The organism is Streptomyces sp. NPDC000134 (assembly GCF_042899225.1).
GTDB lineage: Bacteria > Actinomycetota > Actinomycetes > Streptomycetales > Streptomycetaceae > Streptomyces.
This window is the reverse complement of the sequence record NZ_JBIAZN010000001.1, coordinates 385,231-406,858: the sequence shown is the minus strand read 5'-3', so window position 1 is coordinate 406,858 and position 21,628 is coordinate 385,231. Positions and strand designations below refer to the sequence as shown.

Here is a 21,628-nt window from a genome sequence, read left to right as displayed (position 1 = left end):
TTGCTCAGGGGGACCACGCTAGGGAGATCGCCGCGCCGCCGCCAGCGGTTGTTCGGCAACGGCCGGTGCGGATTCGGCCGCCCGCTCCCGCAGATGCGCCCGGATCGAGTACGCCAGGGCCGCCGCCCACAGGGCGTACAGGAGAATGTAGACGCAGAGCGCGGGCGCGCCGGTCAGCCGGGCCCAGTCGCTGTGCAGCAGGGTGCGGACGTTGGTGACGATGATGACGCCGCCGACCGCCGAGCCGAGGACGCGCGGGGGGACCAGGCGGACCAGCCAGGCGGCGATGGGCGCGGCGACCAGGCCGCCGAGGAGGAAGGCACCGACCCAGGTCCACTTCAGGCCCTGGGAGCCCAGGGAGAACAGGAAGCCGAGGCTGGCGGCGATCGCCACCAGGAACTCGCTGGTGTCGACGGAGCCGATCACCTTGCGCGGCTCCAGCCGGCCGCTGGCCAGCAGGGCCGGGGTGCCGACCGGGCCCCAGCCGCCCCCGCCGGTGGCGTCGAGGAACCCGGCGACCAGGCCCAGCGGGGACAGGAACCGTTTCCGCAGCGGCTTGCCGAGGCGGCCCTCGGGCAGGCCGCGCAGGGTGAAGCGGGACATGACGTACAGGCCGAGGCCGAGCAGGATCACGGACATCACCGGGGCGGCGACCTCGGTGGACAGGCGGGCCAGGACGGTCGCGCCGAGGAAGGCGCCGACCGCGCCGGGCACGCCGATGCGCAGGACGACCTTCCAGTCGACGTTGCCGAAGCGCCAGTGCGAGACGCCGGACATGAGGGTGGTGCCGATCTCCGCGAGGTGGACGGTCGCGGAGGCGGCGGCCGGGTTGGTGCCGAGGGCGAGGAGCAGGGTGGTGGAGGTCACGCCGTAGGCCATGCCCAGGCTGCCGTCGACGAGCTGGGCGCCGAGGCCGGCGAGGGCGAGCAGTATCAGCGTGCGCATGGCAGTACCGCCGTCCTGTCGATGTCCCGCTTCCGGTTCCCGGATTGTTTCCGGGTTTCCCCACCGGAGAGATAGGGATGGGGTCCGGGTGACACTAGGGCGTCGATCTGAGGACGGGCTGAGACGGGGATGAGAACGTTCCACAGGTTCGGCACGGGGCGCCGGCGGCCCGCACCGGCCCCGGCGCGCCCCCGCTGAGCTGCTCATATGACCATTACGGGGACGGTTGTAGAGAATGGCCCCGCACGTGAACAGCGCATGAACCCGCGCCCGACAGGAGGCGCTCGACAGGAGGCGCTCCCCTTGGAGCTGACCAGACGTACCTTCAGCGCCGTCGCCGGCACCACCGTCCTCGGCCTCGTGCTCGGCGGCGGCAGCAGCGGCGCGGTGGCTCCGTCCGGGGCCGGCCGCACCGTGCCCACCGGGCCGCCGCCCCCGCCGCCGGCCGCCGACGGGCGCCGCCACGAGGTCGGCTTCGACCGGTACTCGCTGCTGGTGGACGGGCGGCGGCTGGTGCTGTGGTCCGGCGAGCTGCAGCCCTTCCGGCTGCCGAGCCCCTCGCTGTGGCGGGACGTGCTGGAGAAGATGCGCGCGCACGGCTACAACGCGGTGGAGGTCCCGCTCGCCTGGAACCAGCACTCCCCCGCCCCCGGCCGCTACGACTTCACCGGCGTCCGGGACCTCGGCCTGTTCCTGCGGACGGCCGCCGGGGCGGGCCTGTACGTGGTGCTGCGGCCCGGTCCGCGGATCGGCGCCGACGTGGACGCGGGCGGCCTGCCGGGCTGGCTGGCGGGGATCGCCGCGGCCGACCGTCCCCGGCACGAGCGGGAGTGGCTGCGCCGGGTGGACGCGATAGCCGGGCGGCACCTCTACACGGCGGGCGGGGGCACGGTGCTGCTGTACCGGCTGCCGGAGGGGGAGCCGCGCGGGCAGGTGCGCGCCGACGGGATCGACGTACCCCTCGTCCACGGCGACACCGCGGTGCGGCGGGCCGAGGACGCCGCCGAGGAGCGGCGGCGTCGGCTCGGGGACCTCGCGGGCGGCTCGGTGACGCCCCAGGGGGCGCTGGCGTTCGGCGGGGTGTCGTGGGGGTGGCTCGGCGCGCCGCCGGTGCCCGCGGCGTACGACGAGGGTGCCGCGTTCGACGGCGGGCGCAAGGCGACGGAGCGACTGGCGCCGGTGCACCAGATCGGGCAGTTGCTGCGGCACGTGCCCGACCTCTCCAAGCTGGAACCGGCGGCGGAGGTGCGGGCCGGGGACCGCCGGGTGACGGTGCGGCACCTGGCCAACCCGGACACCGGCACCCAGGTGTACGTGCTGCGCAACGACTCCGACCAGGACGTGACCACGAAGCTGCCGGGCACCGCCGTCCAGACGCCCGTCCCGGTGGCCGCCCGGGACGCCAAGCTGCTGGTCACCGGCATGTCGATGGGCGGGGACCGGAAGCTGGGGTACGCCACCGTGCAGCCGATGCTGTTCCTGGGGGCGGGCCGGCAGGACATCGCCGTGTTCGTGGGCCGGTACGGCGAGATGGCGCAGGTGGTGCTGGACTGCCCGAGCCAGCCGGAGACCACGCGGCTGGACGCCGAGGCGGCCTGGGCGTACGACCAGGGCCGGCTGCACGTGACCGCCCCGCTGGGCGTCGGGGGCCTGACCCGGGTGCTGGTGGAAGGGGGCGGCTCGGACCGGCCGCTGGTGCTGGTGTTCGCCGACGACGCGACCTCGCTGCGGCTGTGGCCGTACGAGACGCCGTCCGGGAAGGTCCTCGTCTACGGCCCGGCGCTGCTGCGCGGGGTCACCCTGGACGGCTCCACCGCGAAGCTGACCGGGGACGTCCGGGCCGCGACCGGCCTGGAGGTGTGGGGGCCGCGCGGACTGACCGGCCTCACCTGGAACGGCACCACGCCCCGGGTGACGCTCACCCGGGCCGGCAGCGTGACGGTCGCGGCTCCGGCGCCGGGCACGGCACCGATGCCGGGCGCGCCCGCGCCGGCGCTCCCCGCGCTCACGAACTGGCGGCGGCGGACCGAGAACCCGGAGTCGGCGCCGGACTTCGACGACGGCGACTGGACGGCCGCCGACAAGCGGACGTCGTCGGGTCCGACGCCCGTGCCGCAGGGGCAGCCCGTCCTCTTCGCCGACGACTACGGCTTCCCGTACGGCGATGTCTGGTACCGGGCCCGCCTCACGGACGCCGCCGGGCTCACGTCGGTGCGCCTGGCGCACCGCACCGGCGGGCAGGGGCTTGTGCTGGCCTGGCTGGACGGGGAGCCGCTGGGCGCCGGCCGGGGCACGGCCGACGGGGAGACGACGACCGTGCTGAAGCTGCCCCAGGCCCTGCGCGAGCGGTTCCGGGGCCGGTCCGAGGGGGTGCTGTCGGTGCTGGTGCGGCCGGGCCCGCACGACGACGGGTGGACGGCGCGCGGACTGACCGCCGTCACCTTCGGGGGCGCCGCCGCGAAGGCCCGGTGGCGGGTGCGGGGCGCCGCCGCCCCCGACCCCGTGCGCGGGCCGCTCAACAACGGCGGGCTGTACGGCGAACGGGAGGGCTGGCACCTGCCGGGCCTCGACGACGGCGACTGGGCGGCGGCGAAGCTGCCCCGGGCGGACCGCCGGCAGGGCGTCACCTGGTACCGGACCCGGTTCCGGCTGTCCGTCCCCAAGAATGTGGACACCGCCGTCGGGCTCGTCCTGGAGGACGCCCCCGGCCGGGCGTACCGGACGCAGATCTTCCTCAACGGCTGGAACCTCGGCCAGTACGTCAACGGCGGCGCCCAGCACACCTTCGTGCTGCCCGGCGGCATCCTGCGCACCCGGGGCGACAACACCCTGGCGCTGGCGGTGCTGGCGGAGGGCACGACGGCCGCCGGACCGGGCGAGGTGCGGCTGACGGTGCTGGGCAGCGCGGCCGGAGGGGTGCCGGTGGAACCGGTGGCCGCCCCCGGCCGCTGAGCCGTCAGGCCAGGCGGATCACGTTCCAGGACAGCGGCTCCAGGACGGCGGACAGCCTGCCGTCCCGGACGGCCGTGCCCGCCACCGGGTGCGGGGCGACCCGCTCGGGCTCGGCGAGGGTGTTGCGGGCGTCGGGGTCGGCGTCCGCGAGGGCGCTGTGCTCGACGACCTCGCTCAGGTCCAGGCCGCTCAGGGCGACGTCGAGGGGCAGCGCCTCGGTGCGGGAGCGGTTGACGGCGAACACGGTGACCGTGCCGTCCTGGGCGCGCACGGCGGTGGCGTGCAGCAGATCGGCCTCGCCGTACTTCGCCGTCTCGTACGTGGGTGAGTCCACGCGGACGTCGAGGACCTGGCCGCGGCCGTACTTCGACGCCTGGGCGAAGGGGAAGAAGGTGGTCTGCCGCCAGGCGGGGCCGCCGGGTTCGGTCATGATCGGGGCGATGACGTTGACCAACTGGGCGAGGCAGGCGACGGTGACGCGGTCGGCGTGCCGGAGCAGCGCGATGAGCAGCGAGCCGAAGACGACGGCGTCGGTGACGCTGTAGTTGTCCTCCAGCAGTCGGGGGGCCTCGGGCCAGTCGAGGGCGGCGACCTGGGCCTCGGAGCGGGAGAGGTACCAGACGTTCCACTCGTCGAAGGAGAGGTTGATCTTCTTCTTGGACTTCAGGCGGGCGCCGATGTGGTCGCAGGTGGCGACGACGTTCTCGATGAACGACTCCATGTCCACGGCCGAGGCGAGGAAGGAGTCCACGTCGCCGTCGACCGGCTCGTAGTAGGCGTGCAGGGAGATGTAGTCGACGAGGTCGTACGTCTCCTTCAGGACCGTCGCCTCCCACTCGGCGAAGGTCGGCATGGCCTGGCTGGAGGAGCCGCAGGCGACGAGTTCGACGCCGGGGTCGATCTGGCGCATGGCGCGGGCGGTCTCGGCGGCGATCCGGCCGTACTCCTCGGCGGTCTTGTGGCCGGTCTGCCAGGGGCCGTCCAGCTCGTTGCCCAGGCACCACAGCTTGATGCCGAAGGGGTCCTGGTCGCCGTGTTCGACGCGGAGGTCGGACAGGGCGGTGCCGGCGGGGTGGTTGGCGTACTCCTGGAGTTCCAGGGCCTCGGCGACGCCCCGGGTGCCGAGGTTGACGGCCATCATCGGTTCGGCCTGGGGGCCGACCTTGCGCAGGAACGCGATGTACTCGGAGAGGCCGAAGCGGTTGGTCTCCGTGGAGCGCCAGGCCAGGTCGAGGCGGCGGGGGCGGTGCCCGACGGGGCCTACGGAGTCCTCCCACCTGTAGCCGGAGACGAAGTTGCCGCCGGGGTAGCGGACGGCGGTGACGCCGAGTTCCCTGACGAGGTCGAGGACGTCCTGGCGCAGGCCCGCCTCGTCGGCGGTGGGGTGGCCGGGCTCGTAGATGCCGGTGTAGACGCAGCGGCCGAGGTGCTCGACGAAGCTGCCGAAGAGGCGGGGGTTCACCTCGGCGACGGTGAAAGCCGGGTCGAGGGTGAAGCGGGCGGTACGCATGAGCGCCTTTCGAGGAGGGGGTCCGGGTGCGTTGGCGGGTGCGGGCGCGTCGTGGTTGCCCGCGCCCCTTCGGGGCACGTCTCACTGGCCGGCGAGACCCGTGTGGGCCACGCCCGCCACGATCTGCCTCTGGAAGAAGACGAAGACGATGATCAGCGGGAGGCCGGCCATCAGGCCGCCGGCCATCAACTGGGCCCATTGGATGCCGTAGGAGTTCATGACGGTCGCGATGCCGTTGGGCATGGTCATCAGGTCGGGGTTGTTGGTGACCATGTACGGCCACAGGAAGTTGTTCCAGGAGCCGATGAAGGTGAAGATGCCGACCGCGGCGAGGGAGGGCCGGGACAGCGGCAGGATGACGGTGAAGAAGACCCGCCAGCGGCCCGCGCCGTCGATGAACGCGGCCTCCTCCAGTTCGCGCGGGACCCCTTGGAAGAACTTGTAGAGGATGTAGACCATCGCGGCGGGCGCGCACTGCGGCAGGATCATCCCCCAGTAGGTGTCGACCATGCCCATCTGCTGGACGGTGGTGAACAGGGGCACGCCGAGCACGGCCGGGGAGACCATGAGCCCGGCCATCACCACGCCCATCAGGAAGCCCTTGCCGCGGAACTCGGTGCGGGCGAAGCCGTATCCGGCGAGCGCGGAGACCAGCAGGACGACGGTGGTGACGCAGACGGAGACGACGAGGGAGTTCACCAACCAGTTGGTGAGGTTGCCGGTCTCGAAGATGGCCGACCACGCCTGGCCGGTGACGTCCTCCGGCAGCCAGTGCGGGGGTACCTCGACCGCCTCGGTCTCCGACTTCAGGGAGGTGGACAGGGCCCACACCAGCGGGGAGAGGATCACCGCGGAGACGGCCGCGCCGAGCAGGGTGAGGACGATCTGGCCGGGCGTCCAGGGCCTGCGGGACCCCTTGCGTACCTGTACGGCGGTGGTCATCGGCCGCCCTCCTCACGGTTGCGCAGCAGCCACATCCGCCCCAGGGCGACGGCCGCGATCAGCACGAAGAAGATGATGGAGATCGCGGAGGCGTAGCCCACGCGGTAGCTGGTGAAGCCCTGTTCGAGGGTGTACTGCACGAAGGTCCGGGTCGACTCCTCCGGGCCGGTGCCGAAGTCCTGCATGACGACGGCCTGGTCGAAGACCTGGAGCGAGGCGAGGATCTGCAGGGCGACGACGAGGCCGGTGATGTTGCGCAGCATCGGCAGGGTGATGTGGACCATGCGGTGCCAGGCGTTGGCGCCGTCCAGCCTGGCCGCCTCGTACAGGTGGGCGGGGATGCCCTGGAGGGCGGCGAGGTAGAGCAGGAAGCTGAAGCCGACCGTCCACCACAGGGTGCAGACGACCACGGCGAGCATGGCGTACGACTTGTCGGTCAGCCAGGGGGTGTCGAGGCCGAGGACGTGGTTGACCATGCCGGTGCCGGGGTTGAACAGCCACTGCCACAGGTTGGCCGCGACGGTGGACGGCAGCAGGAACGGCAGGAAGAAGCAGAGCCGCCAGAGCCACTTGCCGCGCTCGATGTGGTGGGCGAGCATCGCCAGGAGGAAGGCGAGGACGGTGATGGCGGGCACGACCAGCAGCGTGAAGAAGGCGCTGTGGCCGAGCGCGTCCCAGACCAGGGGGTCCTGGAGGGCCTCGCGGTAGTTGTCCAGGCCGACGAAGCTCGCGCCGTCGCCGGAGATGTTGGCGTCGGTGAAACTGAGGTAGAGCCCGCGCAGCAGCGGCCAGATCACGAACAGCGCGAACAGCGCGAGGAACGGGGCGACGAACCAGCCGCCGTGCTGGAAGCCCTGCTTGCGGCGGACGGTGGCCGCGTCGGCGGCGGTCCTCGCCCGCGCGGGACGGAGAACGGTCTCGGCGCTGGTCGTCGTCATGCGACCGCACCTCCCTGCGCGGCGGTGCGGCCGTCCATGGGGTTCTTGGTGGCCAGCAGCTTGGTGAGGGTGGACTTCATCCGGCGGGCGGCGGCCTCGGGCCTGGCGGAGCCGGTCGTGGCGGAGACGACGATCGGGCCGACCCGCTGGGCGAGGATGCCGGTGGAGCCGGCGAACCACACCTTGGGCTCGGTGGCCTGGTGGTCCATCGCCGTCACGTACTCGCTCTGCGGCTCCAGCGCCCGGTAGGCGGCCGTGGACAGGGTGGGGGTGTAGGCGGGGATGTGGCCGCCGGCCGCCCACTGCCGGGCGTGGGTGACGACGTAGGCGGCGAGGCGGTGCGCGGCCTCGTTGGCGGCGCCGCCCCGGCCCGCCTGGTGGGGCAGGACGAAGGAGTGCGACTCGGCGTGGGTGGCGGGCCTGCCGAAGACGGGCGGCAGCGGGGTGGCGCCGTAGTCGACCTTCGCGCTGTCGAAGACCGGCACCGACCAGTTGCCCTCCCAGCAGAACGGGGAGCCGTTGACGAACTGTTCGGCGCCCGCGCCGCCGCCGTATCCGGGGTTGGCGTAGCCGTCGGCGACGTGCCGGCGGAGGAACTCCAGGACCTGTTCGGCCTTGCCGGTGTCGAAGGTGACCTCGGTATCGGCGGGGTTGAACCAGGTGCCGCCGAGCTGGGTGTAGAAGGCGACGAAGAACCACCACTGGAAGTTCTGGTCGTTGTGCCACAGGCCGATGGTCTGGAGCCCCTTCTTGGTGGCCGCCCTGGCCTGCTTGAGCATCGCGAACCACTCGTCGGGGGAGGCCGGGGAGATCATCCGGCCGTCGGCGTCGAGCAGGCCGGCCTTCTTCAGCACGTCCCGGCGGTAGAAGCAGAGCTGGACGTGGATGTCGAGGGGGAGGGCGTACAGCTCGCCGCCGATGACCGCGCGCTTCCACAGGGCGGGGTTGAAGTCGGCCTCGCGGACGCCGTACTCGGCGAGCAGGTCCATGTCCCAGGGGTCGAGCAGGCGGCCGGGCGAGAAGCCGGTGACCCGGCCCAGGTGCATGACGCCGAGGTCGGGCGCGCGGTTGCCGGCCGCGGCCATGGCGAGCTTGGTGTAGAAGGGGCTGCCCCACTGGAGGGTGGAGTCCTTCACGTCGATGCCGGGGTGGTCCGCGCGGAAGGCGTCCAGCATCGCGATCATGTTGTAGCCGTCGCCGCCGCTGAAGAGGTTCCAGTAGCGCACCCGGGTGTCCGCCCCGGAGGCCAGCGCGTCGGCCCCGGTCCCGAGCGCCGCGAAGCCGAAGCTCCCGGCGACCGTCAGCCCGCCGAGCCCGGCGAGCAGTTGCCTGCGATTCAGGCCAGGTCGTCCCATGCCCTGCCCCATCTGTTCGTGAGTCAGCCGGACGACAGCGTTCGGTATTTCGGATGCCGCCCGTAACTTCGAACGGGACCGTAAAGTCGTACGGCCCGCGCGTCAATGGGTTGGACACGATGACGTGAACATCGCCGGACGCGTACCCTCGGAACGCCGCCGACCGGCGGTGAGGAGGGGGAGGCGATGGACATCGCGGTCCTCAGCGAGTTCTACACGGACTTCTGGTGGGTCCCGGCCACCGTCCTGGCCGCCGCGCTGGCGATCAAACTGCCCACGATCATCCGCTTCCGCGCCGATCCGATGCTCCGCGCGGTCGGCGGACTGCTGCTCCTCGCCTGCGCGGTGTTCGTCTTCGTCGCGCCCTCGACCATCGCCCGCGTCAACCGGCTCACCGGCGTGCCGAACATCTCGGCGCCCTGGGTGTACTCGCTGCTGACCGCGTTCTGCGCCTCCTGCCTGCTGCTGATCATCGCCTGGCGGGGCGGGCTGTCCGACCGGTCGGCCGCCACCCGCCGGGCCACCCGCTGGGTCGTCTCGGCCTACTCGGGGGTGATCGTCGCCCTGTGGGTGCTGTTCGCCCTCGCCGACGCGCCCGTGGAACGGCTGCGGGACCTGGACACGTACTACGCCACCACGCCGTACCTGCGCGAGATGATCCTGCTCTACCTGCTGGCGCACACCACGGCGGCGCTGATCACCTCCCGGCTGATCCACAACTGGATCTGCACCGACGGCCTCGACGCCTGGCTGCGCTGGGGACTGAAGTCCCTGGGCGCGGGCTACGCGATGAACCTGGTCTTCGACGCCGCCAAGCTCACCGCGGTCGGGGCCCGCTGGGCCGGGCACGACCTGGACCGGCTCAACACCGATGTGGCACCGGCCGCGGCCTGCGGCTCCGCGGTGCTGATCGCGGTCGGCTTCATCCTGCCGCACACCGGGCAGTACCTGCGCGAACGCCGGCGGCTGCGGCTCGCCCACCGCGAACTGCGGCCGCTGTACGCGCTGATGCGCTCGGTCGGCGGCGACCGCGTGCGGTTCGTGCTGCGGGCCGGGCCCGAGATGCGGCTGACCCGCCGCGAGACGTTCATCCGCGACACCCTGCTGCCGCTCGCCCGCGGCCTCGACGAGGACCTGCGCCGCCGCGCCCACACCGCCGCCCTCAGCCTCGGCCACCCGCCGGAGCGGGCGCGGGCGCTGGCCGCCGCGGTGGCCGTGCTGGACGCGGTCGAGGCGGGCCGGACCGGGAGCGGCACCGGCTCGGCCGAGCCCGACACCACCGAACTGCTGCGGGAGATCGGCGCCGTCTCCCGGGCCCTGCGCCGGCCGGACGACCTCCGGGCGGTGCGCGGCCGCGCGGGCTTCCGTCCGGACGCCGTCCGGATCACCGAGTGATCACGGGCCAACTGGCCGAGCGGCCACCTGTCTTGGCATATTGCACGGGAGAGGGCGCGAGCTCGGGTCCGGCAGGGGGTAAGCGGAATTGGTACGCAGGAGCAGGCAGATGCGGCGCCTCGCCGACGCGCTGGTCGGCCCCATCCGGGTGCCGGTGCCCGCCGACCCCGAGGTGCTGTTCGAGGCGCTGGTCGCGTCGGTCACCGCGTGGCGGGGCCGGGAGATCGTGGTGCGCCGCGAGACCTTCCCGCCGCACACCGCCAGCGGGCTGTGGCTGGAGGGCGAGCAGCACGACGTCATCGTGGTCGACCGGCGGGCCGCCGTCTGGCACCAGATCGTGATCCTGTGCCACGAGGTCTGGCACATGAGCCGCCGCGCCGCCGACGGCCCGCCCGCCCCGGGCGCCCCCCGGCCGGCCGCGGCCCGCACCGACTTCAGCCTCGCCGAGGAGCAGGAGGCGGACCGCTTCGGCATGCTGATGGGCCGCAGGCTGCGCACCTGGCTGGAGGCCGACGAGCACACCGGCCCCGCCGGCGGTGACGCCCAGGCCCTGGCCGACCGCATCGGCGCCGCCCTCAACTACCGCGGGAGACGCGGATGAACGGCCTGGTGAACTATCCGAGCTGCGCCCTGCTCTGGCTCGGCCTGGCGGTGCGGGCCCCCGACCTGATCCGCCACCGCCGGGACCCCTATCTGCGGGCGATCTGCGCGGTCCTGGGCCTGGCCGGGCTCTGCTTCTTCCTCGGCGCCCCGCCCACGGTCGGCGCCGTCAACCGGCTCGGCGGCACCCCCAACCTCGCGGCACCGCTGACGTACGCCTCCATCACCGCCTACAGCGCCGCCTCCCAGGTGCTGATCGTGTACTGGCGGGGCGGCCCGGCGGTGCACCGGGTGGCCCGGTGCTGGATTCTCGGCTACGCCTGCGTCCTGGTCGGCATCGCCACGGCGTTCGCCCTGGGCGAGGCGCCGGTGGAGCGCCGCACCGACTTCGACATGTACTACGCCGGTACGCCCGCCATGCGCGAGATGATCGTGCTCTACCTGGCCGGGCACCTCACCGCCGCCTCGGTGACCGCGGTGACCTCGCTGCGCTGGGCCCGGCAGGTGCGCGGCCCGCTCCGGATCGGCCTGGCCGTCCTGGGCCTGGGCACCCTGTGCAGCGCCGGGTACAGCGTCGCCCGGCTCACCGCCGTGATCGCCCGCTGGACGGGCCGGGACTGGTCGGTGCTGGTCACCGGCGTCTCCCCGGGCGCGGCCGGGCTGGGCGCCCTGGTCACGGTCACCGGCGTGCTCATCCCGCTGGCCGGACCCCGGCTCGGGCAGTGGCACCTGGCCCGGCGGACCTATCTGCGGCTCGCTCCGCTGGAACGGGTCCTGGACGACGTCCTCACCCGCCGCGCCCTGCGGCTGCCCCGCCCCCGGCTCGCCTCCCCGGCGACCCGGCTGATGTGGCGCCAGACCAGCATCCACAACGCCCTCAGCCACCTCGCCGGCCGCCTCGATCCCGCCCTGTACGACCGCGTCCACCGCAGCGTGCTGCACGACACCGGCGACCCCCGGCACGCCGAGGCCGTCGCCTGGGCGGCCGTCATCACCGACGCCGTCCGCCAGGACACCGCGCCGGTGAATCCGGTGGACCGGGCGGAATCGCGGGTACCGGGGCCGGGACCCCGGGTGCCGGGGCCGGCGGCGTTGGTGCGGGTGGCCGACGTCCTGGCCGGGCCGGCGGACCTCGCCGCCGTACGGGAGCGGGGGGCCGCGGCCCCCACGGGGTCCGTATGACGGGCGCGGCGTGTGTGCGGAGGGGGCGGGGATGAGTCTCGTGGTGTACCTGGCGGCCGTGGTGTTCGGCCTGTCCTGCGTGGTGCTGCTGCGCCGGCCGGTCACCGCCGTCCGCGACCCGCTGACCGTCTCCACCTGCGTGGCGATCGTCCTCGGCTCCCTCGTCTTCGTCTGCTCCGCGCCGCTGACGCTGGCCGCCGTCAACGACCTCACCGGCGTCCCCAACTTCGGCGCCCCGCTGACCTACGGGATGCTGTCCGCCTACAGTTGCTCGCTGATCGTGCTGCTGATCAACTGGCGGGGCGGGCCCCGGAAGCGGGTGCGGCGCCTGGTGCTGCGGGCGATCGCCGCGTACACGCTGCTGGTGGTCGCGCTGATCGTGCTGTTCGCGCTGGCCGACGCGGACACCGAGCGGCTCACCGACCTCGACACCTACTACGCCGGCACGCCGTTCCTGCGGGAGATGATCCTGCTCTATCTGGCCGGGCACAGCGCCGCCATGCTGGTGATGTGCGTGATGTGCGTCAAGTGGGCGCGCGAGGTGACCGGGCTGCTGCGGGCCGGGCTGCGGCTGATCCTGGCCGGCGGGCTGCTGGACCTGGTGGGCTTCCAGGCCGCCAAGTACACGGCGGTCGCCGCCCGCTGGGCGGGGCACGACCTGGACTTCTTATCCACGTCCGTGGCCCCGCCGATGGCCTCGCTGGGCGCGCTGATCTGCTCCGCCGGGTTCGTGCTGCCCCGGCTGCTGCCCGCCGTCCTCGCGCACTGGCGGGGCCTGGGCGACTACCGGAAACTGGCACCGCTGTGGGCGCTGCTGCGGTTCGTGTCGACCGCGCCGAAACCGCCCGTGTCCTGGTGGCACCTGCCGCTGGAGAAGCTGCGCTGGCGGGAGGTGTCCATCCACGACGCCCTGCTGGCCCTCGCCCCCTACTTCGACGACCGGGTGCGCGAACGGGCCCGGGAGGCGGCGCTGCGCGCGGGCCGCGGCGCGCACCAGGCCCGGCTCGTCGCGGAGGCCGTGATGCTCACCGACGCCGCCCGCCGGGCCGCCGCCTGCCAGGCACCGCTGGACACCCCGAGCAGCTACCGGCTGCACGCCACGGAGGTCTCCGGCACCGGCGGGCTGGTCGAACTCGCCCAGGCGCTGGCCCGGTCGGCCGACCCCGACGCCATATGTGAAGGTACGGTGAGGGCCGCCCACGGCTGGAACCATGGCTGAACCCGGTTCCGGCGATGGCCGTTACCTGAGGAGACCCATGTCGCGTAGAGCTGTCGTCATCGGTGCCGGCCTGGCCGGTCTGCTGGCCGCGGCGGCCCTGTCCCCCGCCGTCGACGAGGTGGTCGTGCTGGAGCGCGACGACCTGCCCGACGGTCCGGAGCACCGCCGGGGCGTGCCGCAGGGCCGGCACGCCCATCTGCTGATGGCCGGCGGGCTGGCCGCCATGGACGGCCTGATACCGGGCGTGGACATGCGCGCGCACCTGCTGGCGGCCGGGGCGCGGGAGATGTCCCCCGGCTCGGGGATCGTGGCGCTGAGCTCCGAGGGCTGGTTCCGGCGCTGGCGGCACGACGGGCCCCGGATGGTCACGTGCAGCCGGGCGCTGCTGGACTGGGCGGTGCGCCGGGCCGTCCTCGCCGTCCCCGGCGTCACGATCCGCAGGGCCGACGCGGCGGGACTCGCCGGGAGCGCGCGGCGGGTGACGGGTGTGCGGCTCGCCGACGGGGTGCTCGACGCCGGCCTGGTGGTGGACGCCAGCGGACGCGGCTCGCGGCTGCCGCACTGGCTGGGCGCCCTCGGCATCACCGGCGTCCGGGAGCGGACCGTGGACTCGGGGCTGGTCAACGCCACCCGCGTGTACCGCACACCGGTCGGCGCGGAAAGGTTTCCGCTGACCATGGTGCAGGCCGACCCGTACGCCGGGCGGCCCGGCCGCAGCGGCATGGTGCTGCCGATCGAGGACGGCCACTGGATGGTCAGCCTGGCCGGCACCCGGGGCGCGGAGCCGCCCGCCGACCCGGAGGGGTTCCTGAAGTACACGCTCGACCTGCCCGACCCGATCGTGGGCCGGCTGATCTCCGGCGCGGAACCGCTCACCGACGTCCACGTCAGCCACAGCACCGCCAACGTCCGGCGGTACGTGGAGAAGGCCCGCCAGTGGCCCGAGGGGTTCGTGGTCCTCGGCGACGCGCTGGCCACCTTCAACCCCGCCTACGGGCAGGGCATGTCGGTGGCCGCGCTCGGCGCCCTGGACCTCGCCCGCACGGTACGGCGGCTGGGGGCGGGGGCGCCCGGACTGGCCCGGCGGGCGCAGCGGGCGGTCGCCCGGTCGGTGGAGGCGGCCTGGGCGACGGCCGTCAGCCAGGACGTGCGGTATCCGGGGACGCGGGGCGGCAGCCCGAACGCCGCCGACCACCTGGTCGCCGCGTACACCCGCCGGCTGACCAGGGCGGCGACCGGGTCGTACCCCGCCGCCGCCGCCCTGTGGGAGGTCACCGCCATGCGCACCGGCCCGGCCCGGCTGCTGCGCCCCGACACCCTGCTCGCCACCCTCGCCGGGCCCGCGCTGCCCCCGCTGGCGGGGCCGCCGCTGACCGCCGCCGAACGGGAGGTGCTGCGCGTCCTGGACCGCGTGGGGCGCTGAACTCAGCCCGCGAAGGCGGGCTGCGGCAGGCCCTTGCCCGCTCCCGGGACCACCAGCAGCGACCCGGCGAGCGGGTGCGGGGCGTCCAGGCCGACGCGGGCGGTGGTGACGTACAGGTCGGTCAGGTCCGGGCCGCCGAACGCGCACGCCGTCACCCGCGGCACCGGCAGGCCGATCACCCGGTCCAGCTTGCCGTCCGGGGTGTAGCGGCGGATCGCCGCGCCGTCCCAGAGGGCCACCCAGACGCAGCCGTCGGCGTCTACGGTGAGGCCGTCGGGGAGCCCGGCGCCGTCCTCGATCACCGCCAGCGGCCGGCGGCCCGTCACCCGGCCGTCCCGGTGGTCGAAGACGTCGACGCGGCGGGTCGGCGAGTCGACGTAGTACATCAGCCGCCCGTCGGGGCTCCACCCGGTGCCGTTGCTGACCGCCACGTCGGCCAGGACGGTGGTCACCGTGCCGTCGCCGGTGACCCGGGAGAGCGTGCCGCCGCCCGGCGCCTCGTCGTACCGCATGGTCCCGGCCCAGAGGCTGCCGTCCGGTGCCACGGCGGCGTCGTTGCCGCGGCGGCCGGGGACGGGGTCGCGGTGCGCCATCCGCAGGGTGCCGTCCGCGTCCAGCAGGCCGATGCCGTCGCGCAGGTTGAGGACGAGCCCGCCGCCGGTCCGGGGCTTGGCGGCCCCCACGTGCTGCCCGGTGGTACGCACCGTGCGCCGCCCGGTCGCCGGGTCGTAGGTGTGCACCCGGCAGTTCAGGATGTCCACCCAGATCAGCCGCCCGGCCCCGGTGTCCCAGGTCGGCCCCTCACCGAGGGCCGCCTCGGCCCGCACCGCCACGTCGTACGTCATGCCTCGCTCGCCTCTCCTGTCATGGTCGTCTGGCCTGCCCCGGTCGTCTTCCACGCCGCCCCGGCCGGCCGTCATGCCACGCTACGGTGGCCGAGGCGCTCGGACAGGTCGGCCGCGCCCTTGGCGGCCAGTTCCGCCAGCTCGGTGCGGCGCTCCTCGCTCCAGCGGATCATCGGCACCGAGATGGAGAGCGCGGCGACGACCCGCCCGGTGCGGTCGCGGACCGGGGCGGCCACGCAGCTCACGTCCGGGTTGGACTCGCGGCGCTCCACCGCGATGCCCCGCTCCCTGATCTCCGCGAGCGCGGCGCGCAGCGCGGCCGGTTCGGTGATGCTGTTCGGGGTCATCGCGACCAGCTCGGCGTTGTCCGGCAGCCGCTCGGCCAGTTCCCGCTCGGGCAGCGAGGCCAGCAGCATCTTGCCGACCGAGGTGCAGTGGGCGGGCAGCCGGCGCCCGGCCGCCGAGACCATGCGGACCGCGTGCGTGGAGTCGACCTTGGCGATGTAGATGACGTCGGTGTCCTCCAGGATCGCCACGTGCACCGTCTCGTCACAGGTCTCGGCGACGCTCCGGGCGACCTGCTGCCCCTCGGCGGCGAGGTCCAGGTGCTCGGCGTAGCGGGCGCCGAGCTGGTACGGGCGGACACCGAGGCGGTAGCGTCCGGGCTGGCCGGAGACCGGGACGATGTACTTGCGGGCGGCGAGCGTGGTGACCAGCTCGTGCACGGTGGTGCGCGGCAGTTGCAGCTTGCGGACGATGTCGGGGGCAGACAGTGTGCCGTCCCCGTCCAGGAACAGTTCGAGTATGTCGAGAGCCCTGGTCACGGCTGGTACGAGGCGTCCCATGTCCGGCCCGCTCCTCTCCTGCGTCTGAGGCGCCTGCGCGTCGAGATGTTCGAGATATCAACAGGCGATCGGTATGACGAACACAGGCTAGCCATAGCGTGTTTACCGGGGCAATGGGCGGGCCGCCCCCGCCGCACTTCCGTTCCGGCCGGCACCAGGCCGCCGGCGGCGCCCCGGTGCGCGAGGATGGGACCCATGCCAGCCTCCGGCCCCTTCACGCCCCTCGACTTCCAACTGGTCCTGCTGCGCCGCATGGCCGACCACAACGCGGACCTGGTGGACGACGCCCGCCGCCGCCTGGGCGCCTCGGTGGCCGGGATGCGGGAGGCCAACAAGCGCTGGCAGGCCATGCTCCGCTCGCCGCGCGCCCGCTCGGCCGCCGCCCGCTACCGCTCGGTCCTGGGCGAGCCGGAGTCGGTCGTGCCGCGCCGCGTCGGCGACCTGGAGTGCGAGGCCCGCCGCTGGCCCGTGCCGCTCTGGCCGGAGCTGCGCTTCGAGGTCCTGCTCGCACCGGGCGGCGCCGTCTGGAACGAGTGGCTGGTCCGCGCCCCCGGCGCCCCGGCCGCCGCCCCGCGCACCCTGGCCGACCTCACGCCGTGGTCCTGCACGGTCGACGAGGCGGCCCGCGCCTTCGCCCCCGCCCGCCCGCTCCAGGGCTCGGCCCCCACCCGCTGGGCCCTGGCCTTCACGGCCCCGGACCCCGAGGGCGTCCCCCGCAAGGCGGTCGCCGAGTTCACCTGGGGCCTGCTGCAACGCACCGCCGTCAGCGGCTAGCCGCCAGCACCGCCGCGACCACCTCGGGCAGCGACCCGGGATGCAGGAAAAGGAAGAGGTTCGGCTCGACCAGTTCCAGCTCCATCACCCGGGGCCGCCCGTCCTCCCCGTCCACGAGGTCCACCCGCGCGTAGAGCAGCTCCCCCGCCCGCGCCGGCACCGCCGCCAACGCCCGCTCGGCGACGGCGAGTTCCGCACGCGTCGGCGTCCACGGCTCCAGCCCCGGATGCGCGACCTTGCGCTCGTCGTACGCCGTCCCGGGGGCGAGCACGGCCCCCTTGCGACTGGCGTGCAGCAGTCGTCCCCCGAAGTACTGCACCGCCCGCTCCCCGGCGGTATCGACGGCACGCAGGTACGGCTGCACCATCGCCGTGAACCCCTCGGCGTGCATCCGCTCCACGTGCCGCCGCGCCCGGTCCCGCTCGCCGGGCGCGTACCGGGCGGCGAACCGGGCCCCGGCCCCCGACGCCGGCTTGATCACGTACTCGTGGTCCTCGGGCAGGTCGGCCACCTCACCGGGCGCCGCATACCGGGTCGGCACGACCGGGACCCCGGCCTCCGCCAGGTCGCCGAGGTACCGCTTGTCCGCGTTCCACCGCACGACCCCGGCCGGATTGAGCAACCGCGTCGCCTTACCGCACCGCTCGGCCCACGCCGTGAACTCCCCGACCCGCCAACTGTAGTCCCAGGTCGACCGGATCAAGGCCAGGTCGAACCCGGCCCAGTCCACCCCGGGGTCGTCCCACGCCACGGCGCTCGCCTCGGCCCCCGCCTCCCCCAACGCCCGCACCAGCACCGGCAGATCCCGGTCCTCGGCGACCCGCTCCCCCGGCCGGCAGGTGACAAGGGCTATTCGCGGCACGTGGACTCCCTGTTCGTACGGACGTCTGATCGCCGCGCAGGGTAACAACCCCCGTCGCCCGGCCACTCGCCACGGGTGTCCAACCGTGCACCACGCGGCACGTGCGGAACGGATGGGAGCGCTCCTAGGCTTGCCGTGCCTCGGCGCGGCACGGGGACCAGACCCGTACGCCGGGGCGGTTCCGGAAGGAGACCCCACCATCATGCCGCGTTTCCGCTTACGTACCTCCGGCGCGCTCGTCGCCGGGCTCCTCGCCTGCCTGGCGCTCCTGTTCTCCCAGGGAACGGCCACCGCGGCGCCCGCCGCCGCCCAGCCGTGGTCGGCCTCGTACGGCACGGCCTCCACCGCGGGCACCTGGGACTACGCGGTCAACACGAAGGAGGACCGGTGGGACGTCGTCTTCGACGGCCGGCTGACCAACACCGGTAGCGAGTGCTACTCCACGTGGTTCGCGGTGGCCTACGACCTCAGTCCGCTCGCGTACGCCAAGGCAGGCAGCCAGTGCGGCACGGGCACGGCGTCGGTGCACCACCAGTTCGCGAGCTGGGGAATCGCCTTGAACACCAACGTCTACGTCACCGTCTGCAAGGGCACCACGAATCACAGCGACTGCGGCCCCCTCCAGTGGATCTCCACCGTCTGGACGTGACCGCACCGCACTCCGTAAGGCTCTCGGCGATCCGCCGGGCGATGTAACGCGTGAACTGCGCCGGCGGGCCGCCGCCGTCACCGCCGCGTGAGTGAGCCGGTCGTCCTCGGTGCGGCGCCCGGCGGCCGGTCCGGCGAGTCACCGTCTCCGGCGCCTCCCGGGCCTCCAGGGCACCCGGGAGGCGCCGGTGGCGTTCATTGACGGGCGCGGCCGGCGGGTCCACGCTGGCCGACGGGCCGATCCGCACCCCGAGTGGCTCAGCCGCCGGGCCGTTCCGGTCCGCCGTCGGCGGCGCCGGACGGGAGCGGTCCGTCCGCTCAGCAGCCCGCGAGAACCAAGGAGTACCACCCGTGTCCTCTCTCTTCCCGGCCCTGACCGGCTCCCCGGACGGCCGGCCCGCCCTCCGGTTCGGCGAGCGCTCCCTGACCTACGCGGAACTCGCCGCCGCGGCCGGCGCCACGGCCGGGACCCTGCCGGGCGGCGGCGCCCGGGTGGCCGTCTGGGCGACGCCCACCCTGGAGACGGCCGTCGCGGTGGTCGCCGCGCTGCTGGCCGGGGTGCCCGCCGTGCCGCTCAACCCGAAGTCCGGCGAGAAGGAACTGGGGCACATCCTCACCGACAGCGCCCCGGCGCTGCTGCTCGCCGCCCCGGACGCGGACCTCCCCGCCGCGCTGTCCGGCCTGCCCCGCGCCGACGTCGACGTCACCGCCCGGGGCCCGGTCCCCGAGCGGTCCGCCGAGGACGGCGACCCCGCGCTGATCGTCTACACCTCCGGCACCACCGGCCCGCCCAAGGGCGCGGTCATCCCCCGCCGGGCGGTCGCCACCACGCTGGACGCCCTCGCCGACGCCTGGCGGTGGACCGGCGACGACGTGCTGGTGCACGGGCTGCCGCTGTTCCACGTGCACGGCCTGGTCCTGGGCACCCTCGGCCCGCTGCGGCGCGGCGGCTCGGTACGGCACCTCGGCCGGTTCTCCACCGAGGGCGTGGCCCGGGAGCTGACCGGCGGCGCCACCATGCTGTTCGGCGTGCCCACGATGTACCACCGGGTCGCCGAGGCCCTGCCCGCCGACCCCGGGCTGGCGAAGGCGCTCGCCGGGGCCCGGCTGCTGGTCTCCGGGTCCGCCGCGCTGCCCGTGCACGACCACGAGCGGATCGCCGCCGCGACCGGCCGCCGGGTGATCGAGCGGTACGGCATGACGGAGACGCTGATGAACACCAGTGTCCGCGCCGACGGCGAGGCCCGCGCGGGCACGGTCGGCGTGCCGCTGCCGGGCGTGGAACTGCGCCTGGTGGAGGAGGACGGGACGGAGATCACCGCGTACGACGGGGAGACGGTCGGCGAGATCCAGGTGCGCGGCCCGAACCTGTTCACCGAGTACCTCAACCGCCCGGACGCCACCGCCGGCGCCTTCACCCCGGACGGTTTCTTCCGCACCGGCGACATGGCGGTCCGCGACCCCGACGGCTATGTCCGGATCGTCGGCCGCAAGGCCACCGACCTGATCAAGAGCGGCGGGTACAAGATCGGCGCCGGGGAGATCGAGAACGCGCTGCTGGAGCACCCGGGCGTCCGGGAGGCCGCCGTCACCGGGGAGCCGGACGCCGACCTCGGGGAGCGGATCGTCGCCTGGGTCGTGCCCGCCGACCCGCAGGCCCCGCCCGGACTGGAGGAGCTGGCCGGTCATGTCGCCGCCCGGCTCGCCCCGCACAAGCGGCCCCGCGTGGTCCGGCACGTCGAGGCGCTGCCCCGCAACGACATGGGGAAGATCCTCAAGCGGGCGCTCACCCATGGCTGAGCGGCTCGCCGCCCGCCGGTTCCTCGCCCTGCTCACCGACGACTTCACCGAACTCGCCCACCCGTCACGGGAGTACGGGCCCGACGGCCCGCTGGGCTGGCGGGGCTACGACGCCTCCCGGGCCCGCGCCGCCGAGCGCACCGGCGAGTCCGAGTCCGTGGTCTGCGGCACCGGCCGCGTCGAGGGCACCCCGGCCGTGCTGCTCGCCTTCGAGTTCGGCTTCCTCGGCGGCTCGCTCGGCCAGGCCACCGGCGACAGGCTGGAGGCGGCGTACGCGCACGCCCGCGCCCACCGCCTGCCGGTGGTGCCGCTGGTCGCGACCGGCGGCAGCCGGATGCAGGAGGGGATGCTCGCGCTGACCCAGCTCCAGCGGGTGGCCCGGCAGTCGGCGCTCACCCGGGCGGCCGGGCTGCCGGCGATCGCCGTGCTGCGCGACCCGACCACCGGCGGCGGCTGGGCGACGCTCGGCGCGGGCGCCGACGTGGTCCTCGCGCTGCCCGGCGCCCAGGTCGGCTTCGCCGGGTCCCGGGTCCGGCCGCCGGACGCCGACCCGGCGGCGTACACGGCCGAGGCGCAGGTCGCGGCCGGGTCGGCGGACGCCGTCGTGCCGCCCGGCGAGCTGCGCCGGACGCTGGGCCGCTGGCTGAAGCTGCTGACCGACCCGTCGGACACCCCGGCGCCGGTGCCGGAGCCGCTCGGCGCCCTGGACCTGCCGGCCAGCGGCCGGGAGGCGGTCCGGCGGGCCCGCGACCCCCGGCGTCCGCGCGCCCGCGCCTACCTCGACGCCTACTTCACCGAGCGCGCCTCGATCAGCGGCGACCGCTGCGGCGGCACCGATCCCGAGGGGATGCTGTGCGGGTTCGGCACGCACGCGGGGCGGACGGTGGCGTACGCCGCGCAGACCGGGACGGCCACCCGGCCCGCCGGGTACCGCACCGCCGCCCGGCTGATCGGGCTGGCGGACCGGCTGGGCATCCCGGTGCTGACGCTGATCGACACCCCGGGCGCGGCCAACGGCGCCGAGGCGGAACGGCAGGGCGCGGGCGCCGCGATCGCCGACGTGTTCGCCGCCGTCGCCTCGGCCCGCACGCCGGTCACCTCGCTGGTGATCGGCGAGGGCGGCTCGGGCGGCGCGCTGGCCCTGGCGGCGCCCGGCAACACCTGGGCCACGCCGGACAGTTACTTCTCCGTCATCGCGCCCGAGGCGGCCGCCGCGATCCTCAAGCGCCCGCCGGACCGGGCCGAGGAGACGGCGGACCAGCTCCGGCTCCGCCCGCAGGACCTGGCGGAGCTGGGCGTGGTCCGGACGGGGGACCAGGTGTTCCCCGGAACCGTCCGGTGAGCAGGCCGGAGGAACCCGGCGCCGCCTCCCCGCCCCGGGGAGGCGGCGCCG

18 protein-coding genes are annotated in these 21,628 nt (G+C 74.4%); 10 read left to right on the top strand and 8 right to left on the bottom strand.

All coding sequences use genetic code 11. From position 1 onward, the window contains the following. Positions 1 to 18 precede the first annotated feature (18 nt). The gene (locus ACFY32_RS01750; RefSeq protein WP_359191371.1) at positions 19 to 945 is read right to left on the bottom strand and encodes a sulfite exporter TauE/SafE family protein; all 927 of its coding nucleotides are present in this window, start codon (positions 943 to 945) and stop codon (positions 19 to 21) included. 303 nt (positions 946 to 1,248) lie between these two features. Here ACFY32_RS01750 and ACFY32_RS01745 point away from each other — a divergent pair, with 303 nt between their 5' ends. Then, on the top strand, positions 1,249 to 3,897 hold the full coding sequence (locus tag ACFY32_RS01745) for a beta-galactosidase (RefSeq protein WP_390673159.1): 2,649 nt from the start codon (positions 1,249 to 1,251) through the stop codon (positions 3,895 to 3,897). A gap of 4 nt (positions 3,898 to 3,901) precedes the next feature. Here ACFY32_RS01745 and ACFY32_RS01740 read toward each other — a convergent pair whose 3' ends face one another. The 4 genes from ACFY32_RS01740 to ACFY32_RS01725 form a co-directional block, all read right to left on the bottom strand. Beyond that, entirely contained in the window at positions 3,902 to 5,407 is a 1,506-nt protein-coding gene (locus ACFY32_RS01740; protein WP_390673158.1) for an alpha-N-arabinofuranosidase, read from the bottom strand. Between the two features lie 81 nt (positions 5,408 to 5,488). Beyond that, positions 5,489 to 6,349: a carbohydrate ABC transporter permease gene (locus ACFY32_RS01735; protein ID WP_359191380.1), complete on the bottom strand. Its 861-nt coding sequence runs from the start codon at positions 6,347 to 6,349 to the stop codon at positions 5,489 to 5,491. Then, complete coding sequence (locus ACFY32_RS01730) at positions 6,346 to 7,287, bottom strand: sugar ABC transporter permease (protein WP_359191383.1); 942 nt, start codon at positions 7,285 to 7,287, stop codon at positions 6,346 to 6,348. The genes ACFY32_RS01735 and ACFY32_RS01730 overlap by 4 nt, the downstream gene beginning before the upstream one ends. Next, positions 7,284 to 8,642: an extracellular solute-binding protein gene (locus ACFY32_RS01725; RefSeq protein ID WP_390673157.1), complete on the bottom strand. Its 1,359-nt coding sequence runs from the start codon at positions 8,640 to 8,642 to the stop codon at positions 7,284 to 7,286. Before ACFY32_RS01725 ends, ACFY32_RS01730 begins: the two co-directional genes overlap by 4 nt. 186 nt (positions 8,643 to 8,828) lie before the next feature. Here ACFY32_RS01725 and ACFY32_RS01720 point away from each other — a divergent pair, with 186 nt between their 5' ends. From ACFY32_RS01720 to ACFY32_RS01700, 5 genes are all read left to right on the top strand, one after another. Continuing rightward, entirely contained in the window at positions 8,829 to 10,037 is a 1,209-nt protein-coding gene (locus ACFY32_RS01720) for a DUF6545 domain-containing protein (RefSeq protein ID WP_359191388.1), read from the top strand. 109 nt (positions 10,038 to 10,146) lie between these two features. After that, positions 10,147 to 10,638: a toxin gene (locus ACFY32_RS01715; protein ID WP_359191390.1), complete on the top strand. Its 492-nt coding sequence runs from the start codon at positions 10,147 to 10,149 to the stop codon at positions 10,636 to 10,638. Beyond that, entirely contained in the window at positions 10,635 to 11,819 is a 1,185-nt protein-coding gene (locus ACFY32_RS01710) for an MAB_1171c family putative transporter (RefSeq protein WP_359191393.1), read from the top strand. Before ACFY32_RS01715 ends, ACFY32_RS01710 begins: the two co-directional genes overlap by 4 nt. A 31-nt stretch (positions 11,820 to 11,850) precedes the next feature. Further along, positions 11,851 to 13,038, top strand: a complete 1,188-nt coding sequence (locus ACFY32_RS01705; protein WP_390673156.1) for an MAB_1171c family putative transporter — start codon at positions 11,851 to 11,853, stop codon at positions 13,036 to 13,038. 37 nt (positions 13,039 to 13,075) lie between these two features. Next, positions 13,076 to 14,461 carry an NAD(P)/FAD-dependent oxidoreductase gene (locus tag ACFY32_RS01700; protein WP_390673155.1) on the top strand — a complete coding sequence of 462 codons (1,386 nt, stop codon included), beginning with the start codon at positions 13,076 to 13,078 and terminating at the stop codon, positions 14,459 to 14,461. 2 nt (positions 14,462 to 14,463) lie between these two features. Here ACFY32_RS01700 and ACFY32_RS01695 read toward each other — a convergent pair whose 3' ends face one another. Next, a complete protein-coding gene (locus tag ACFY32_RS01695; RefSeq protein WP_359191402.1) occupies positions 14,464 to 15,306 on the bottom strand; it encodes an SMP-30/gluconolactonase/LRE family protein in 843 nt (280 codons plus the stop codon). A 71-nt stretch (positions 15,307 to 15,377) separates the two neighbouring features. Further along, positions 15,378 to 16,151 carry an IclR family transcriptional regulator gene (locus ACFY32_RS01690; protein ID WP_359191405.1) on the bottom strand — a complete coding sequence of 258 codons (774 nt, stop codon included), beginning with the start codon at positions 16,149 to 16,151 and terminating at the stop codon, positions 15,378 to 15,380. Positions 16,152 to 16,337: 186 nt separating this feature from the next. Between ACFY32_RS01690 and ACFY32_RS01685 the strand changes: the two genes are divergently transcribed. Then, positions 16,338 to 16,925, top strand: a complete 588-nt coding sequence (locus ACFY32_RS01685) for a hypothetical protein (RefSeq protein WP_359191408.1) — start codon at positions 16,338 to 16,340, stop codon at positions 16,923 to 16,925. On the opposite strand, the gene ACFY32_RS01680 is transcribed toward ACFY32_RS01685, so the two are convergent. After that, the gene (locus tag ACFY32_RS01680; RefSeq protein WP_359191411.1) at positions 16,915 to 17,787 is read right to left on the bottom strand and encodes a hypothetical protein; all 873 of its coding nucleotides are present in this window, start codon (positions 17,785 to 17,787) and stop codon (positions 16,915 to 16,917) included. The genes ACFY32_RS01685 and ACFY32_RS01680 overlap by 11 nt on opposite strands. A gap of 202 nt (positions 17,788 to 17,989) precedes the next feature. Here ACFY32_RS01680 and ACFY32_RS01675 point away from each other — a divergent pair, with 202 nt between their 5' ends. From ACFY32_RS01675 to ACFY32_RS01665, 3 genes are all read left to right on the top strand, one after another. After that, entirely contained in the window at positions 17,990 to 18,436 is a 447-nt protein-coding gene (locus ACFY32_RS01675; RefSeq protein ID WP_390673154.1) for a hypothetical protein, read from the top strand. A 350-nt stretch (positions 18,437 to 18,786) separates the two neighbouring features. Beyond that, the gene (locus tag ACFY32_RS01670; RefSeq protein WP_359191417.1) at positions 18,787 to 20,235 is read left to right on the top strand and encodes an acyl-CoA synthetase; all 1,449 of its coding nucleotides are present in this window, start codon (positions 18,787 to 18,789) and stop codon (positions 20,233 to 20,235) included. Further along, on the top strand, positions 20,228 to 21,577 hold the full coding sequence (locus tag ACFY32_RS01665; RefSeq protein WP_359191419.1) for a carboxyl transferase domain-containing protein: 1,350 nt from the start codon (positions 20,228 to 20,230) through the stop codon (positions 21,575 to 21,577). Before ACFY32_RS01670 ends, ACFY32_RS01665 begins: the two co-directional genes overlap by 8 nt. The last annotated feature ends 51 nt before the right edge of the window (positions 21,578 to 21,628 follow it).

Bases quoted from the DNA above. Each gene is read 5' to 3' on its own strand.
- ACFY32_RS01750 (WP_359191371.1), bottom strand. From the start codon at position 945: ATGCGCACGCTGATACTGCTCGCCCTCGCCGGCCTCGGCGCCCAGCTC.
- ACFY32_RS01740 (WP_390673158.1), bottom strand. From the start codon at position 5,407: ATGCGTACCGCCCGCTTCACCCTCGACCCGGCTTTCACCGTCGCCGAG.
- ACFY32_RS01735 (WP_359191380.1), bottom strand. From the start codon at position 6,349: ATGACCACCGCCGTACAGGTACGCAAGGGGTCCCGCAGGCCCTGGACG.
- ACFY32_RS01730 (WP_359191383.1), bottom strand. From the start codon at position 7,287: ATGACGACGACCAGCGCCGAGACCGTTCTCCGTCCCGCGCGGGCGAGG.
- ACFY32_RS01725 (WP_390673157.1), bottom strand. From the start codon at position 8,642: ATGGGACGACCTGGCCTGAATCGCAGGCAACTGCTCGCCGGGCTCGGC.
- ACFY32_RS01720 (WP_359191388.1), top strand. From the start codon at position 8,829: ATGGACATCGCGGTCCTCAGCGAGTTCTACACGGACTTCTGGTGGGTC.
- ACFY32_RS01715 (WP_359191390.1), top strand. From the start codon at position 10,147: ATGCGGCGCCTCGCCGACGCGCTGGTCGGCCCCATCCGGGTGCCGGTG.
- ACFY32_RS01710 (WP_359191393.1), top strand. From the start codon at position 10,635: ATGAACGGCCTGGTGAACTATCCGAGCTGCGCCCTGCTCTGGCTCGGC.
- ACFY32_RS01705 (WP_390673156.1), top strand. From the start codon at position 11,851: ATGAGTCTCGTGGTGTACCTGGCGGCCGTGGTGTTCGGCCTGTCCTGC.
- ACFY32_RS01700 (WP_390673155.1), top strand. From the start codon at position 13,076: ATGTCGCGTAGAGCTGTCGTCATCGGTGCCGGCCTGGCCGGTCTGCTG.
- ACFY32_RS01695 (WP_359191402.1), bottom strand. From the start codon at position 15,306: ATGACGTACGACGTGGCGGTGCGGGCCGAGGCGGCCCTCGGTGAGGGG.
- ACFY32_RS01690 (WP_359191405.1), bottom strand. From the start codon at position 16,151: ATGGGACGCCTCGTACCAGCCGTGACCAGGGCTCTCGACATACTCGAA.
- ACFY32_RS01685 (WP_359191408.1), top strand. From the start codon at position 16,338: ATGGGACCCATGCCAGCCTCCGGCCCCTTCACGCCCCTCGACTTCCAA.
- ACFY32_RS01675 (WP_390673154.1), top strand. From the start codon at position 17,990: ATGCCGCGTTTCCGCTTACGTACCTCCGGCGCGCTCGTCGCCGGGCTC.
- ACFY32_RS01665 (WP_359191419.1), top strand. From the start codon at position 20,228: ATGGCTGAGCGGCTCGCCGCCCGCCGGTTCCTCGCCCTGCTCACCGAC.